The following is a 15,895-nucleotide window of genomic DNA, read 5'->3' on the forward strand; positions in this document are numbered from 1 at the left end:
GGGCCCCAAAGGCTATGTGGTACGAAGGTTTTCTCGGCTTGTCGGCCTGGTCGCTGGTGGCCGTCACCCTGTTGATGACCCACGTGACGATCGTCAGCGTCACGGTCTATCTGCACCGCTACTCGGCCCATCGCTCCCTCGAGCTGAATGCCGGCCTCAAGCACTTCTTCCGGTTCTGGCTGTGGCTGACCACCGCGCAGAACACCCGCGAGTGGACCGCGATCCACCGCAAGCACCACGCCAAATGCGAAACCGAGGACGACCCGCACAGCCCGGTGATCAAGGGCCTGTCCACGGTGCTGCGCAAGGGCGCCGAACTGTACCGCGAAGAGGCCCGCAACCCCGAGACCCTGCGTATCTACGGCAAGAACTGCCCCGAGGACTGGATCGAACGCAACCTGTACAGCCGCCATAAGCTGCTGGGCGTGGCGATCATGGCCGTCATCGACCTGCTGCTGTTCGGCACCATCGGCATCACCATCTGGGCCATCCAGATGATGTGGATCCCGGTCTGGGCCGCCGGCGTGGTCAACGGGCTCGGCCATGCCGTGGGCTACCGCAACTTCGAATGCCGCGACGCCGCGACCAACCTGGTGCCGTGGGGCATCCTGATCGGCGGCGAAGAACTGCACAATAACCATCACACCTACCCCAATTCGGCCAAGCTGTCGGTGAAGAAGTGGGAGTTCGACCTGGGCTGGGCCTGGATCAAGGTCTTCTGCTTCCTGCGCCTGGCCAAGGTGCAGCGGGTCGCGCCGATCGCCCACCGCGTCAAGGGCAAGGGCAGCCTGGACATGGACACCGCCATGGCGATCCTCAACAACCGCTTCCAGATCATGGCCCAGTACCGCAAGCTGGTGATCGCTCCCCTGGTCAAGCAGGAACTGGCCCGGGTCGACCATTCGGTGCGCCACCAGTTCCACCGGGCCAAGCGCCTGCTGTCCCGGGAAACCAGCCTGCTGGAAGACCGCCACCACGTGCGCATCCAGAACATGCTCGAGCACAGCCACGCGCTGGCGGTAATCTACGAGAAGCGCCTGGCCCTGCAGCAGATCTGGATCAAGACCAGCGCAAACGGCCACGACATGCTCGCTGCCATCAAGGACTGGGTGCATGAGGCCGAGGCCAGCGGCATCCAGTCCCTGCGCGACTTCGCCGACCAGCTGAAAACCTATTCGCTGCGCCCTTCAGCCGCCTGACCGGTAGCCGGGCAAGCCCTCCCTCACAGGAGGGCTTGCCGCTGCAAGACCGGCAACGCGGTGTCCCCTGAATCCCCCTCGCCACGACCGCCCGGCGGGAGCCTCCCTCCCTCACCGCAACGGCGCGGAACTTAGCCCCGCATCCCCCATCTCAAAGACACTTCGCCACCCCAGCAGGCTCAGCTGTGGCCGCTGCGAACCGGCGGCACACCCTTTGAGATTCGCGTCGATGGTCAATAACAATGAAAACGGCTCATCCCCTTCCCAGTGGCCCGAAGCCGCGCAAACGCTGATGGCGCTGATGCACGCCCAGGGCGAAGTCGCCCGCCTGAGCGAACGGGAGCAACTGTTCAGCTCGCTGCTGGTCAGCGTCAATGCCGTGTTGTGGGCCTTCGACTGGGAAACCCGTCAGGTGCTCTACGTCAGCCCCGCCTACGAGCGGATCTTCGGCCGCTCCGCCGGGCTGCTGCTGGCGGACTACAACCAGTGGCGCGACAGCATTTACCCCGACGACCTGGACTACGCCGAACGCAGCCTCGCCGACGTGCTGCGCAAAGGCGCGGTGGAGGACCGCGAATACCGGATCATCGCCGCCGACGGCCAGGTGCGCTGGCTCAGCGACAAATGCTTCATCAACCGCCAGGAGGAACCGGGCCGGCCGGTGATCATCGTCGGCATCGCCGAAGACATCACCGAAAAGAAGCAGATGGAAACCGAGCTGCAACGCCTGGCCACCACCGACGCGCTGACCTGCAGCAGCAACCGCCGCCACTTCTTCGAATGCGCCCACCGCGAGTTCGAGCAGGCCCGCCTGCAAGGCTCGCCGCTGGCGTTCCTGCTGCTGGACATCGATGACTTCAAACTGATCAACGACACCTACGGCCACCCGGAGGGCGACAGCGTCCTGCAACGGATCGCCGAGTGCGGACGCGACTCGCTGCGCAGCGGGGATCTGTTCGGGCGCATCGGCGGCGAGGAGTTCGCCGCCGTATTCCCGGGATGCGCGCAGGACTTTGCCCTGCAAGTGGCCGAACGCCTGCAGCGGGAGATCCAGCGTTTGAGTTTCCAGCATGGCGAACACGCCTACGGCATCACCGTCAGCCAGGGCCTGACCTGCCTGACCGTCGACGACGAAAGCCTCGACAGCCTGTTCGCCCGGGCGGACGCGGCCATGTACAAGGCCAAAAGGCTGGGCAAGAACCGGATCGTCTGCGGCTGAGCCGCCTCCGGCCCTGTGGGAGCCGGCCCGCCGGCAGGAACTTTGCTCCAGACCCGGCTATTTGCGCATCCGCGTCAGTTCCGGCAGGCCGATCTTGAGCAATCGCGCCGTACGGCTCTTCGCCAGTTCCTCGACGCCTTCCTGCTCGGTCAGCCGAGCCATCTGCGCCGCCATGTTCATCACCAGCGCCTCTCGGGAATACACCCCGCCGCCGAGCTGGTAGACCGACGCGATCAGCTCGCGCAGCTCCAGCGGCAAGCGCCAACGGGTACGCAGCGCCGAACCGTAGGCCGCGCCGAACGCCACCAGCGCGTCGCCCACTTCTTCCGTCTCGTCCAGCGCACCGCCGGCCTGCTTCCACTCCTGCAGGCAGCGCAGCAGCGCCAGATCGCCGAGGCGGTGCAGCAGCCCCGCGCAATAGCAGCGCTCCTGATCCAGGTCGAGCAACCGCGCCAGTGTCCGGGCATATTCGGCGGTGTGCAGCGACAGGCCCCAATAGCGTTCGGCGTAATCGGCCAGGTACGGGTCGCTGAGCTTGGCGCTGCGCTTGAGCGCCAGGCCCAGGATCAGGTTGGTGCTCTGCCCGGTGCCCAAGCGGTGCAGCGCCTGGGCGAGGGTCTGCACCGGTGCGCCATGGTGCTGGGCAGCACTGTTGGCGGCGGCGATCAGCACGGCGGTGATCTGCGGGTCGGTGCGGATCTCTTCCTCCAGCAGCTTCAGGTCCAACCCGTCGGGATTGAGGCTGCGCTTGATCGCCACCTGCACATCGGTCATCAGCGGCGCGCCGTCGGTCTGCTCGCGGCGCCGCTCCAGGAACACCGACAGGGTCATGCCCGGCGCCAGCGCCGGCACTTCGCAGAACACTTCTTCCCCGGCGCTGAGCAGCAGGCCTTGCAGGCGCTCGGTCAGGCTCTCCATGTTCAGCGGCTTGGTCAGATAAGCGGTCGGCGCCAGCGGCAGGGCCTCGCGCACGCTGGCGCTGTCGTTGCGGGTGCTCATCAGGATGAACGGCAGCGGCGGGTTGCGCTTGCGCTGGCGGACGCTGCGCAGCACGTTCAGGCCGTCGACGCCGGGCAGCTCCCAATCGACGATGGCCAGGTCGTAGGGCACTTCGCCCAGCAGCGACATCGCCTGCTGGCCATCGGCGCACAGGTCCAGCCGCGCGTCGCAGCGCACGTTCAGCAACACCTGCTTGAGCAGATCGCGCGACCAGGGGTCGGCCTCGGCGATCAGGACTCTCGGTACAGCGGGTAATTCGACGGCAGTCATGCTCGCCCTCCCTTGCAATGGTTGAACCTTAGCCAATGCTGGCGATTCGATACAGCCCGGAATCGAAGGATGCGTTCCCCAGGCAACAAAAAACCCGCCGAAGCGGGTTTTTTGTCGATCCGGTCACACGGTGCCCGGCCTTACAGCTCGGCGAAGCACTCTTCGATGATCTTCAGGCCTTTGTCCAGCTGCTCGTCCGGCGAGGTCAGCGGCACCAGCACCCGCAGAACGTTGCCGTAGGTGCCGCAGGACAGCAGGATCAGGCCTTTTTCACGGGCCTTGGCCACCACGGCCGCTACGGCGGTCGGGTTCGGCTTGTGGCTGTCGCCGTTCTCGAACAGCTCGACGGCGATCATCGCGCCCAGGGCACGGACTTCACCGATCACCGGGTACTTGGCCTGGATGGCCTTGAGGCCGGTCACCAGACGCTCGCCGACGGCCTTGCAGCGGTCCAGCAGCTTCTCTTCCTCGAACACTTCCATCACCGCCAGCGCAGCGGCGCAGGCGATCGGGCTGCCGGCGTAGGTGCCGCCCAGGCCGCCCGGTGCGATGGCGTCCATGTATTCGGCCTTGCCGCACACACCCGCCAGCGGGAAGCCGCCGGCGATGGATTTGGCGAAGGTGGTCAGGTCGGCGGCGACGCCCATCTGCTCCATGGCGAAGAAGGTGCCGGTGCGGCCGGCGCCGGTCTGCACTTCGTCAGCGATCAGCAGGATGCCGTGCTGGTCGCACAGGGCGCGCAGACGCTTCATGAACTCTTTCGGCGCGACGTAGAAACCACCCTCGCCCTGCACAGGCTCGATGATGATCGCGGCGATGTCCTTCGGCTCGGCGTCGTTCTTGAAGATGCGCTCGATGCTGGCGATGGAGTCGTCGATGCTCACGCCGTGCAGTTCGTTCGGGTACAGCGCACGGAAGATGCCGCCCGGCATCAGGCCCATGCCGGCGGAGTAAGGCACGACCTTGCCGGTCAGGCCCAGGGTCATCATGGTGCGGCCGTGGTAGGCGCCGGTGAAGGCGATCACGCCGGCGCGGCCGGTGGCGGCACGGGCGATCTTCACGGCGTTCTCGACGGCTTCGGAACCGGTGGTCACCAGCAGGGTTTTCTTGGCGAAGTCACCCGGCACGCGGGCGTTGATCTTCTCGCACAGTTCGACGTAAGGCTCGTAGGCCAGTACCTGGAAGCAGGTGTGGGTCAGCTTGTTCAGCTGCTCGGTCACGGCGGCGATGATTTTCGGGTGCACGTGGCCGGTGTTCAGCACGGCGATGCCGCCGGCGAAGTCGATGAACTCGCGGCCTTCGACGTCGGTCACGGTGGCGTTCTTCGCGGAGTCGGCGAAGATCGGGTGGATCTGGCCGACGCCACGTGGAACAGCGGCTACACGGCGGGCCATCAGATCAGCGTTAGTCTTGCTCATTACATTCCTCATTCGCCGCTCATCGGTCGGCGTGGTTCAAGGATTACGCAGCGGGGAGGCAACTGGGGCAGCATGCGATGATCGACTGCCGCAGCTATCCCGGCCGCAGAGAAAATTCCGTTGTGGAGCGACGCAAAGGGACAGCGCTCTCGTGCCCTTTGCGCTTGGAGCAAAGCCTTGCCGGCGCGTCTCAGACGCCCAGGCAGAGGTATTTGATTTCCAGGTAGTCCTCGATGCCGTACTTGGAGCCTTCACGGCCCAGGCCCGACGCCTTGATGCCGCCGAACGGCGCGACTTCGTTGGAGATCAACCCGGTGTTGACGCCGACCATGCCGTATTCCAGGGCCTCGGCCACACGGAACACACGGCCCAGGTCGCGGGCGTAGAAGTAGGAGGCCAGGCCGAACTCGGTGTCGTTGGACATCGCGATCACTTCGGCTTCGTCCTTGAAGCGGAACAACGGCGCCAGCGGGCCGAAGGTCTCTTCCTTCGCCACGGCAGCGTCCTTGGACACGTTGGTCAGGATGGTCGGCTCGAAGAAGTTGCCTTGCATCGGCTTGCCGCCGGACAGCACGGTCGCGCCCTTGCCCACGGCGTCGGCGATGTGTTCCTGCACCTTGGCCACGGCCTTCTCGTCGATCAGGGGACCTGTGGTGGTGCCCTCTTCCAGACCGTTGCCGATCTTGAGCTTGGCCACGGCGGCCTTCAGCTTCTCGGCGAACGCGTCGTAGACCGCATCCTGGATGTACAGGCGGTTGGCGCAGACGCAGGTCTGGCCGTTGTTGCGGTACTTGGAGATGATCGCGCCTTCGACGGCCTTATCCAGGTCCGCGTCGTCGAACACGATGAACGGCGCGTTGCCGCCCAGCTCCAGGGAAACTTTCTTGATGTCCTTGGCGCATTCCGACATCAGTTGGCGACCGATCTCGGTGGAGCCGGTGAAGGACAGCTTGCGCACGGTCGGGTTGCCGGTCAGTTCGCTGCCGATGTCGCCGGCGCTGCCGGTGACCACGCTGAACACGCCTTTGGGAATGCCGGCGCGCTGGGCCAGTTCAGCCAGGGCGAAGGCGGAGAACGGGGTCTGCGAAGCGGGCTTGAGCACCATGGTGCAACCGGCGGCCAGGGCCGGGCCGGCCTTGCGGGTGATCATCGCCGCCGGGAAGTTCCACGGGGTGATGGCGGCGGTGACGCCGATCGGCTGCTTGATCACGATCAGGCGCTTGTCTGGCTGGTGGCCAGGGATCACGTCGCCGTAGATGCGCTTGGCTTCCTCGGCGAACCACTCGATGAACGAGGCGGCGTAGACGATTTCGCCCTTGGCTTCGGCCAGCGGCTTGCCTTGTTCGAGGGTCATCAGGCGGGCCAGGTCGTCCTGGTTCTCGATGATCAGCTCGAACCAGCGGCGTAGCTTGGAGGCGCGCTCCTTGGCGGTCAGCGCACGCCAGGCCGGCAGCGCCTTGTCGGCGGCCTCGATGGCGCGGCGGGTCTCGGCGGTGCCCATCTTCGGCACGGTGCCCAGGATTTCGCCCGTGGCCGGGTTGTTGACCTTGATCGTCTGACCGTTGTCCGCATCGACCCAAGCGCCATCGATGAAGGCTTGCTGGCGGAACAACTGGGTGTCTTTAAGCTGCATGTCGGCTTTCCTTAACAGCACCGCGCACGGCGCGGAGCAAAATTATGATTGTAGAAAGGCGCCTCTCGAGGCTGCCGTCAGGGAAATCATTCACCGGGTGAAGCACATGGATGGCGCACGGTCCGTAGCGTGTGCGGCTCAGCATCCAGACAAGGAGCGTTTGAAATCTCAAACGAATCCTAGGTTCAACAGGTTTAAAGGACAATAGGCCGTTCGAAAAAAAGAACAAAAACGGCGCATTTGTTGAGGTTTTCGGATCAACGAGCAAAAGGCCCCGCTCGGTGGGCGGGGCCTTTTGCAGTATCGGCGACAGGTGTTTCAGGTCTTCGGCGCCTTGGCGGCGACATCCTGGAGGATGTTCCGGGTCGCAAGGGCATCCGCCGTGGTGTCGAGGCTGTAGATCTGCATCACGCCCTGGGTGGCCGCCGCCTGGGCCAGGATGTTCTGCTGTTGCTGGGCGTTCACGGCATTCTCGAACAGGATGCCGGTGGAGTGCGCCATGGATTGGTAGAGACTGCCCAGCGCCATCGCCGGCGCCTCGGCCAGCACGTTGACGTTGGTTTGGGTGACCGCATCGGTGATCTGATCATTCACGGTTGCCATGTTCCGGCTCCTTTCGCTGGACGATGGGTTGCTCATGCATTGGCGGCCCGCTCGGCCAGGTTGGCGCTGAAGCGGGCGATGCTCTGGTTGATCCGTTCAAGCGCCTGGTCCACGCCTTCGCCGTCCAGGGCACCGGTGGCCGCCGCGACCGCCGCGGCGCCGCCGACCAACAGGTGGGTGTTGAGGGCTCCCAATGCGCTTTCGCTGGCGATCTCCAGCTCGTCGTTGACGATGCTTTCGGTCATCTTGCGCAGCAGCACGCCCTGGGCGGCCAGGGCCAGTTTGGTCACGCCGTCGAAATAGCTGGCCGCCGACTGCGCCACCAGACCGCTGGCCTGACGCACCAGCAGCTCCGACGCGAGGGCCGAGACCACCGGCGTCTGCGTGGCCAATTGGGTGTTCAGCAAATTGATCGACTCGACGATCTGCCGGTTCAGGGATTCGCTGCCGACGCCGTCGGCCACCTGCTTGAGCAACTGCTCGTTGAGCGATTCCAGCAGCGAGGCCGCCGTGGCGGCGGGGTCGGCCGCTGCCGGCTCTGCGGCGGCGCTGCGGGCCTGCTCCTTGTCCGTCATGATTTGTCTCCCACCGCCAGGATCTGCCGCACGGCCGCCGCCACCGTGGCGTTGCCGACGATGTTCATCGCCTGCTGGTGGCTGACCGCGTTCTCCAGGGCCAGGCCGACCGCGTGGCTGGCGACCTGGGACAGCGTGGCGATGGCCGTGGACGGCGCAGAGCCCACGACCTGTACGTTCGATTGGGTGACGGCATCGGTGATTTGGGGATTGACGGTAGTCATGGGTTTCTCCTTGGGGATGGGCATCCGGAAGCCCGCCGCAGGAAAACGATAGATCAGCCGCGCCAAAGCGCCAGAAGCGCTCATTGCAGGACATTGCAGCCGGCCGGCGCGCAGAAAAGGCCGGTAACGGAAACGCAATTCGCCAAGCTGAAAACCGGCATGGACGCCCCGGATCGACCTAGGTATGATGTCGCCCGCTGCACCAGTAGCTCAGCTGGATAGAGTACTGCCCTCCGAAGGCAGGGGTCGTGGGTTCGAATCCCGCCTGGTGCGCCATGAATCGAAACGAGAAAGCCCCGGACCGCAAGGTCCGGGGCTTTTTTGTGGGTGCCGGAACGGGCCGGCTTCGGATCTACTCCGTCGTCCAGTCGAACTCGTCGTACCCGTCATCCTCGTCTTCCCCGGCCTCCAGGTCGAAAACGTCATCTTCGTCAGCCACGTTCTCTTCCGCTTGGTTCAGCAGAAACTCCTTGCGGGCTTCGGTAATCGCTCGCCGCATCTCCTCGCCCTTTTCCGGGCAGTTGAGGAGTTGGGCGATGCGGTCGATTTTCGGTGCCACGGTGTTCTCCAGCGCATCGGCAATGCCCCGATAGTGCGCGCTTTTGCGGGGCAATGCCAAATCGCTGGCGGACGGAGCGGTCATTTTTCCTGCAATTGCGTGAGCCGCGCGTCGAGGTCGGTGCCCGGATAGCGCTTGTGCAGTTCGTTGAACAGCCTGTCCGCCGCCTGGGCCTGGCCGGCTTCGCGCAGGCGCAGGACCTCGCGCAGTTGCCGGTCGAGGCCGTTGGCCGGGGCCGCGGCGCGCTTGCTGGCCTTGGCCTCGTCAGCGCTGTCGGCGCTGAGCGCTTCGCTCTCCATCGGCGCCGCCCTTTCGGCCATCGGCGCCGGCGCAGGGGCCGACAGCGCGGCGGCCGGCGCGGCCAACGAGCGGGATTCGGCCGCTTCCTGGCGGGCCGCCGGCGCAGCGGGTTTGGCGGCGGGGGCGAAATCGTAGCGCGGCACCGGCTCGGGCGCCTGCTGCACCATCGACAGCATCAGCGCCACGCCGACCAGGCTGGCGAACGCCACCTGATAACGCGGCTGACGGCACATCCGCAGCCAGCGCTGCCACAGGCCCGGTTTCGCGGCCGGTGCCTGCCGGCGGGCGGCGTCGAGGATGAATGCATCCAGGTGCGGCGACGGTTCGCCAGCGTGGTGCTCGCGCACGTGCGAAATTGCCGGGTCTTCGGGTGTCCGGCGGGCGTCAGTCATGTCAGTACCTCCTCGGCCAGCAGCCGACGCAGTTTTTGCTGGGCGTAGCGCAGGCGGCTCTTGACCGTTTCCAGCGGTGTTTCGGTGAGGCTGGCGATCTGCGCCAGGTCGAGGTCGCCGTGGGCGCGCAGCAGGAACACTTCGCGCTGGTCGGCGGGCAAGGCCTGCAGGGCGTCCTCCAGGCGCTGACTGTCGCGGCTCAGGCTCAGCAGTTGTTCGGGATCGGTGGTTTCGTCGCTGACGGCGTGCGCCTGCTCGTCGTAGCTGTCGTGCAGCGGCTGGCGGGCGCCGTGCTTGCGCCAGTGGTCGATCAAGCGGTTGCGGGCGATCTGGAACAGCCAGGTGCGGAACGTCGCCCGGCCCTGCGGCCGGCTGGCGCTGCGGATCAGGCTCAGCCAGGTTTCCTGGTACACCTCCTCGGCCAGTTCGGGCTTGCCGCTCAGGCCCAGCAGAAAACGGTACAGGCCCTGACGGTGGCGGGCGTACAGAATCTCGAACGCCGCGCCGTCGCCCTCGCGGTAGCGCGCCAGCAGCGATTCGTCACTGCTGGCGGCAAGGCTGTCCTTGGCTGCGAACAGCTGGCTGATGAAGCCCTTCAGGCCGCTCACTATTCAATCCGTCGCTCGGTGGCTTCAGGGGCCGACGCCGTGGTGTCGCGCAGGCTCCGGGTCAGTTCCACCAGCTGCACAAATTCGTTGCGCAGGCCGAAGCGGTCATCGCCACGGGCGCCACGGGCCAGGTCTTCGGTGTCCTTCAGGCTGAAATCGCCGGTGTAGCGCCCGTCCTTGAGCTGCTGGGAAAACGCGGCGACGGCGGCGGCGAACCGCAGGTCTTCGCTCGGCGGCGCGACCCGGTCGGCGATCGGCCGTTCGATGAGCAGGCTTTTCCCACCTTGAGGCTGTTGATAACGCACACGCAGCATCGCCAATTCTCCATTCTTTTGCGACGCCGCCGCGCCGGCCTTGCCGTAGCGCAACGGCTCCAGCCAGCCCTTCTCTCCGCTCGGGACGATTTCGTACAGCGCCGTCACCGTATGCCCCGCACCGATCTCCCCGGCATCGACCTTGTCGTTGCTGAAGTCTTCGCGCTTCAGGGCCCGGTTCTCGTAGCCCAGCAGCCGGTATTCGCTGACCTGCGCCGGATTGAACTCCACCTGCAGCTTGACGTTCTTCGCCACCGTGGCCAGGGTCGAACCCAACTGGTCCACCAGCACCTTGCGCGCCTCGCGCAGGTTGTCGATGTAGGCGTAGTTGCCGTCGCCGGCATCGGCCAACTGTTCCATCAGGTGTTCATTGTAGTTATCCACACCGAAACCGAGGGTGGTCAGGGAGATGCCGGTCTTGCGCTTATCCACAGCCATTTGCTTGAGGCTGTCGAAATCGCTGACGCCGACGTTGAAGTCGCCGTCGGTGGCCAGCAGGATGCGGTTGATGCCGTTGGGGATGAACGCCTGCTGCGCCATCCGGTAGGCCAGCTCGATGCCCGAGGCGCCGGCCGTGGAGCCGCCCGCCGTCAGTTGTTCGATGGCGTTGCGGATCTTCGCCTTGTCCCGCCCGGACGTGGGCTCCAGCACCACCCGCGATTCGCCGGCATACACCACCAGCGACACCCGGTCCTGCTCGCGCAACTGATCGACCAGCAGTTTCAGGGTGCCTTTGACCATCGGCAGGCCTTCGCGGCGATCCATCGAGCCGGAGACGTCCACCAGGAACACCAGGTTGGCCGGGGCCAGCTCCGCCACCGCGCGGTCGGATGCCTTGATGCCGATGCGCAGCAGCCGGGTGTGCGGGTTCCACGGCGTCGCGGCCAGTTCGGTGGTCACGCCGAACGGCGAGCCGTCGGTGGGCAGCGCGTAGGCGTAGGGGAAGTAATTGACCATCTCCTCCAGGCGCACTGCGCCTTCGGGCGGCAAGCGGCCCTGGTTGAGCAGGCGGCGGACGTTGGCGTAGGCGCCGGTGTCGACGTCGGCGCTGAAGGTCGAGACCGGTGCCTCGGCGACGCTGTGGACAGGATTGTCGGCCAGTGCCTGGTACTGCTCGCGGTACTCGTCACGGTAGCCCTGTGGATAACTTTCTGCGGCAGGCATCGGCGCATAAGCGGCCATCGGTGCGGCGCGCAGGCTGCGCTTGGCCATCGCGCTGTCCGCCATCGCCGCTTCCTCCCGGACTTGAGGGGCGGAGACTTGAGGGGCGGAGGGAACCGGCGGCGCCACTGTACGGGAATCCGGTGTGGAGGACGCGCCGCAGCCGGCGATGACCAGCATCACGGCGGCGGCGACGGGGCGCAGGAACAGAGAAGGAAAGGACATGGGGGCTGACCTCGGGCGGAAATTGATCCATTCATCCCCTGAGACGGGCAGCCCCTCGCGTTCGGGTTAACCCCGCAAAACTTTTTTTCAGCGGTGGTAGCGCCGCACCGCGCTGCTGTTGCGCAGCACGTGGCCCTTGATCTTGTCCATCAGTTCGGCGCGGGTCAGCCCGGCGGGCAAGGCGTCCGGGGCCAGGTCCAAGGCGTAGATCTGGATGATGTAGTGGTGGGCGCTGTCACCGACCGGCGGGCACGGGCCGATGTAATGGGTGGTGCCTTTGCTGTTGGTGCCGCCGACGCCTTCGAGGGCCGACTTGGCGCCGACGCCGGCCGGGATCTGCCGGGTGGTGGCCTTGATGCCGTAATGAATCCAGTGATCGACGCCCAGGCCCTTCTGGCCGTCCGGGTCGTGCATGACGATGGCGTAGCTCTGGGTGCCGGTCGGGCCCGCGTTCCAGCTCAGGGCCGGCGACTGGTTCTTGCCGCCGCAGCCGCTGGCGTCGCTGGCCGCTGCCGAGGTGAACAGGCGGTTGTCCGACACGCCGGGGATGCTGAGGGTGAAGCGCTCCTGGGCCTGCGCCGGCAACTGCACGCAAAGGGCGACGGCAAGGGCCGCCAGCCAAGGGTTGAGAGAAATCGATCGGGTCATTCCGGGAGCACCTTGTGCGGTTGGGCCTTCGTCGGCCTGCAAACTATAGCCGTACCGTTCATGCCGTGGCAGTGGCAATTGGCTGAACCTGGGAATCGGCGCCAAACTCGTAAGAGAAACACTTGCGTGGAGCACGATCATGTCCCTGCACCGTGTCGCCCGTTTCGCCGATGTCCCCGAAGACCGTGGCCTGCCGGTGCAGGTCGGCGAACAGAAGATCCTGCTGGTGCGCGCCGGAACCAGCCTGCGCGCGTTCCAGGGCGAATGCCCCCACGCCGGGGCGCCGCTGGCCGAAGGGGCGATCTGCCATGGGCGCCTGATCTGTCCGTGGCACAAAGGCGCGTTTCGCCTTGAGGACGGCGCGCTGTGCGAACCGCCGGCCCTCGACGGCCTCATCCGCTACCCGCTGGAGCTGCGCGGCGACGAGGTGTGGGTCGACGATCAGCCCTTGGCGGATCCGCACACGCCGCCGGCGGACGACCCGCGCACCTTCGTCATCGTCGGCGCGGGCGCCGGGGGCACCGCCTGCGCCGCCGCGCTGCGGGAGAAAGGGTTCGGCGGGCGGATCGTCATGGTCGACCGCGAGCCCGGCGCCGGGTACGACCGCACGGTGCTGAGCAAATTCGTGCTGGCCGGGGAAATGCCGCCCCGGGAAACCCCGGCGCTGCGCGATGACGGGTTTTACCGCACGCAGCGCATCGAACGCCTCGAAGACGAAGTCACCGCCCTCGACACCGCGGCGAAGACCCTGCACCTGAAGCACGGCGCGAACCTGGCCTACGACGCCGCCGTGCTGGCCACCGGCGGCTCGCCCAACCGGTTGACGCTGCCCGGCGCCGACCTGCCGCAGGTCTTCGTGCTGCGCTCCAGGCTCCAGGCCGAATGCATCCTGGACAGCGCCCGCCCCGGCCAGCGCGCAGTGATCGTCGGCGACGGTTTCATCGCCCTCGAGTGCGCCTCGGCCTTGCGCCAGCTCGGCCTCGACGTGACGGTGATCGCCCACCACGCCGTACCCTTCGCGGCCCGCTTCGGCGATGCCGTGGGCCGCGCGCTGCGGGCGCTGCACGAGGACAACGGCGTCAGGTTCATCACTGGGCATGAGGCGCGCGAAATCATCGGCGACGGCAAGGTCGAGGCGGTGCTGCTCGACAACGGCCTGCGTCTGTCGGCGGATCTGGTGCTGGCGGGGATCGGCGTTCACCCGGCCACCGAGGCCTTTGCGTCGCTGCCGCGGGAAGAGGACCTGTCGCTGCGGGTGGACGACGGCATGCGCGTGGCCCGGGACGTGTGGGCCATCGGCGACATCGCCACGTTTCCGCTCAACGGCCGGCCCGAACGCATCGAACACTGGCGCCTGGCCCAGCAGCAGGCGCGGATCGCGGCGACCAACATGCTCGGCGGCGAGGAGCATTACCTGGACGTGCCGTACTTCTGGACCTGGCATTTCGGCAGGAGCTACGATTGCCTGGGCCATGCCGCGCACTGGGATGAGGTGGGGTTCAACGGCGACCCCGGCCAGCCGCCCTTCATCGGCCTGTTCGGCAGCCAGGGCGTGGTGGTGGCGGCCGTGGCCTGCGAAGAGGACCGGGCCATGGCCCTGCTGGCCGAACGCATGAAGCAGCCGCTGCCGATGGAGGAAGCCTGGCGGCTGATCCGCAGGCTCAGGTGATCCGGTGGCTCGGCTCGCGGTTGTCGTCGTCCTCGGCGTGCAGGAAGATCACCCGGGGATGCTCCAGCGGCGCCAGCGGCGGCGGCAGTTCGTCGGGCGTCACCGGCCAGAAGTGCGGCACCACATGGCTGACGTCGCCTTCCTGATCGTTGTGGATGGTCATCACCCCGCTGCCGCGCAGCTTCTGCAGGCGGTCGTCGCACAGCTTGAAGCTTTTGCTCAAGCCTTCGTCGTCCACCACCGGCGCCGGCAGGCGGCGCTGGGCGAAGCTCTTGCTCTTGCGCTGCTGGTAGCGCGCCCAGCCGATCAGGATCACCGCGTTGACCAGCGCCACCCACAGGTAGATCTGCAGGGTGCCCAAGGCCTCGAACGCGGAATTGTCGATCCGCGGCCCGCCTCCATGGGTGTCGATCAGCGGCCACAGCCCGCGCACCAGCAGGTACAGCAGGCCGACCCAGGCGAGCACGGTGATGAACACATCGACCACCACCAGGAAGGGCCGTTGGCGGGTCCGGATGATTTTCATTTGATGACCTCCTCTTCGTCGTCCCCGACCGGTTTGATGCCCCGGTCGGGACTGACCCAGCGCGCCCGCTTCTGGTGCTGGCCGAACAGCACTTTGGGGAAGCTGACCAGCGTGGTCAAAAGGCTGATGAACCAGAACACCAACGGATACCAGACCACCCAGAACATGGTCTTGCCCAGCCCCGGCTCGTAGCGCCGGTCGATCACGATGCTGACCGCGAACTGCACCAGGCAGACGAACGCCAGCAGCAGCCCGGTGAACGCCGGCGGCATCAGGTGGTGCACCGCGATGGCGTCCGGCAGCGCCACGAACTTGCCGACCGCCCAGAAGATCACCGACAGCAGGAAGGTGAACGCCCAGCCGGTGGACAGGCAGTACTCGAACAGCAGCGGCCAGAGGTAGCGGTGGCGGTACTGCCAGATCCCGCGGATGTTCTTGAACAGCACTTCGGCGCCGCCCTGGGCCCAGCGCAGGCGCTGCTTCCACAGGCCGCGCAGGGTTTCGGGCATGAGGATCCAGCACAGCGCGCGGGGCTCGTAGAAGATGCTCCAGTGGTCCAGTTGCAGCTTCCAGCTGATGTCGATGTCTTCGGTGATCATGTCCGGGCTCCAGTAGCCGACCCGGTGCAGCGCCGTGCGCCGGAAGGCGACGATCACCCCGGACACGGTGAAGATCCGCCCGAACACCCGCTGGGTGCGCTTGATCAGGCCGATGATCGAGGAGAACTCGCCGACCTGAACCCGCCCGACCAGGGTGGAACGGGTGCGGATCCGCGGGTTGCCGGTGACCGCGCCGAGCCGGGCGTTGTCAAGCATCGGCGCCACCAGGTAGGCCGCGGTGTTCGGCGCCAGCAGCGCATCGCCGTCGATGCACACCAGGTACTCGCTGCGCGCCGCGATGGCGCCCATGCGCAAGGCCACAGCCTTGCCCTGGTTCTCCGCCAGGTGCAGCACGCGCAGGCGCGGGTCTTCCTTGGCCAGGGCGTCGAGCACCTCGGCGGTGTTGTCCTTGGAGCCGTCGTTGATCGCGATGACTTCGATGTTCGGGTAATGCTGGGCCAGCGCCGCGTGGATGGTGTCGGCGGCGTTGTCGCCCTCGTTGTAGCAAGGGATCAGGATCGAGATCAGCGGCTCGCCGGCCAGGGGCGGCGGCAGCGTGTCGTCCTTCCACGGCCAGTGCCGCTCCCAGTGCAGCCAGAAATACAGGCCGCCGGAGATCCACAGCCCGGACATGAACAGCGGGTAGAAGAACACGAAGTCCATCAGGAACTGCCCGGTGACCAGGAAGATCAGCCCCAGCGGTACGCCGAGGACGAGCGCCAGAACAAGCAGGGCCAACAGTCTATCCAGCATG

At 66.3% G+C, this 15,895-nt stretch carries 16 protein-coding genes and 1 tRNA gene; 4 read left to right on the plus strand and 13 right to left on the minus strand.

Going from position 1 to position 15,895, the window contains the following annotated elements; genetic code table 11:
- Positions 1-14 precede the first annotated feature (14 nt).
- The gene (gene desA / locus CAG29_RS18390; protein WP_085582083.1) at positions 15-1,199 is read left to right on the plus strand and encodes a delta-9 fatty acid desaturase DesA; all 1,185 of its coding nucleotides are present in this window, start codon (positions 15-17) and stop codon (positions 1,197-1,199) included.
- Between the two features lie 229 nt (positions 1,200-1,428).
- A complete protein-coding gene (locus tag CAG29_RS18395) occupies positions 1,429-2,418 on the plus strand; it encodes a sensor domain-containing diguanylate cyclase (protein WP_085582085.1) in 990 nt (329 codons plus the stop codon).
- 57 nt (positions 2,419-2,475) lie between these two features.
- Here CAG29_RS18395 and CAG29_RS18400 read toward each other — a convergent pair whose 3' ends face one another.
- From CAG29_RS18400 to CAG29_RS18425, 6 genes are all read right to left on the minus strand, one after another.
- Positions 2,476-3,687: a response regulator gene (locus CAG29_RS18400; RefSeq protein WP_085582087.1), complete on the minus strand. Its 1,212-nt coding sequence runs from the start codon at positions 3,685-3,687 to the stop codon at positions 2,476-2,478.
- Between the two features lie 140 nt (positions 3,688-3,827).
- Positions 3,828-5,105 (minus strand): 4-aminobutyrate--2-oxoglutarate transaminase, encoded by a 1,278-nt coding sequence (gabT, locus tag CAG29_RS18405; RefSeq protein WP_085582089.1) that lies wholly within the window; start codon positions 5,103-5,105, stop codon positions 3,828-3,830.
- 190 nt (positions 5,106-5,295) lie between these two features.
- Positions 5,296-6,738: an NADP-dependent succinate-semialdehyde dehydrogenase gene (gene gabD, locus CAG29_RS18410; RefSeq protein WP_085639510.1), complete on the minus strand. Its 1,443-nt coding sequence runs from the start codon at positions 6,736-6,738 to the stop codon at positions 5,296-5,298.
- Positions 6,739-7,056: 318 nt separating this feature from the next.
- On the minus strand, positions 7,057-7,341 hold the full coding sequence (locus CAG29_RS18415) for a RebB family R body protein (protein ID WP_085631847.1): 285 nt from the start codon (positions 7,339-7,341) through the stop codon (positions 7,057-7,059).
- Positions 7,342-7,373: 32 nt separating this feature from the next.
- Positions 7,374-7,916 carry a hypothetical protein gene (locus CAG29_RS18420; protein ID WP_085582095.1) on the minus strand — a complete coding sequence of 181 codons (543 nt, stop codon included), beginning with the start codon at positions 7,914-7,916 and terminating at the stop codon, positions 7,374-7,376.
- Positions 7,913-8,140, minus strand: coding sequence for a RebB family R body protein (locus tag CAG29_RS18425; protein WP_085582097.1), 228 nt, complete (start codon positions 8,138-8,140; stop codon positions 7,913-7,915). Before CAG29_RS18425 ends, CAG29_RS18420 begins: the two co-directional genes overlap by 4 nt.
- A 199-nt stretch (positions 8,141-8,339) precedes the next feature.
- Between CAG29_RS18425 and CAG29_RS18430 the strand changes: the two genes are divergently transcribed.
- A tRNA-Arg gene (locus tag CAG29_RS18430) sits at positions 8,340-8,416 on the plus strand.
- A 76-nt stretch (positions 8,417-8,492) separates the two neighbouring features.
- Here CAG29_RS18430 and CAG29_RS18435 read toward each other — a convergent pair.
- The 5 genes from CAG29_RS18435 to CAG29_RS18455 all read right to left on the minus strand — a co-directional run bounded on the left by CAG29_RS18435 (position 8,493) and on the right by CAG29_RS18455 (position 12,347).
- Complete coding sequence (locus CAG29_RS18435; RefSeq protein WP_371856105.1) at positions 8,493-8,783, minus strand: hypothetical protein; 291 nt, start codon at positions 8,781-8,783, stop codon at positions 8,493-8,495.
- Positions 8,780-9,391: a hypothetical protein gene (locus CAG29_RS18440; protein WP_085694934.1), complete on the minus strand. Its 612-nt coding sequence runs from the start codon at positions 9,389-9,391 to the stop codon at positions 8,780-8,782. Before CAG29_RS18440 ends, CAG29_RS18435 begins: the two co-directional genes overlap by 4 nt.
- Positions 9,388-9,969, minus strand: coding sequence for an RNA polymerase sigma factor (locus CAG29_RS18445; protein ID WP_170930288.1), 582 nt, complete (start codon positions 9,967-9,969; stop codon positions 9,388-9,390). Before CAG29_RS18445 ends, CAG29_RS18440 begins: the two co-directional genes overlap by 4 nt.
- A gap of 29 nt (positions 9,970-9,998) precedes the next feature.
- A complete protein-coding gene (locus CAG29_RS18450; RefSeq protein WP_085694935.1) occupies positions 9,999-11,699 on the minus strand; it encodes a VWA domain-containing protein in 1,701 nt (566 codons plus the stop codon).
- Between the two features lie 87 nt (positions 11,700-11,786).
- Positions 11,787-12,347 (minus strand): YbhB/YbcL family Raf kinase inhibitor-like protein, encoded by a 561-nt coding sequence (locus CAG29_RS18455; RefSeq protein WP_085639522.1) that lies wholly within the window; start codon positions 12,345-12,347, stop codon positions 11,787-11,789.
- Positions 12,348-12,486: 139 nt separating this feature from the next.
- Here CAG29_RS18455 and CAG29_RS18460 point away from each other — a divergent pair, with 139 nt between their 5' ends.
- Positions 12,487-14,016, plus strand: a complete 1,530-nt coding sequence (locus CAG29_RS18460) for an FAD-dependent oxidoreductase (RefSeq protein WP_085694936.1) — start codon at positions 12,487-12,489, stop codon at positions 14,014-14,016.
- Here the strand turns inward: CAG29_RS18460 and pgaD are convergent.
- Both pgaD and pgaC read right to left on the minus strand, forming a co-directional pair.
- A complete protein-coding gene (gene pgaD / locus CAG29_RS18465) occupies positions 14,009-14,542 on the minus strand; it encodes a poly-beta-1,6-N-acetyl-D-glucosamine biosynthesis protein PgaD (RefSeq protein WP_085582109.1) in 534 nt (177 codons plus the stop codon). The genes CAG29_RS18460 and pgaD overlap by 8 nt on opposite strands.
- Entirely contained in the window at positions 14,539-15,894 is a 1,356-nt protein-coding gene (gene pgaC, locus CAG29_RS18470; RefSeq protein ID WP_085582111.1) for a poly-beta-1,6-N-acetyl-D-glucosamine synthase, read from the minus strand. The genes pgaD and pgaC overlap by 4 nt, the downstream gene beginning before the upstream one ends.
- Position 15,895: the final 1 nt, after the last annotated feature.

Origin of the sequence: Pseudomonas sp. B7(2017) (assembly GCF_002112745.1) — a bacterium.
Taxonomy (GTDB): Bacteria; Pseudomonadota; Gammaproteobacteria; order Pseudomonadales; family Pseudomonadaceae; genus Aquipseudomonas; species Aquipseudomonas ekonensis.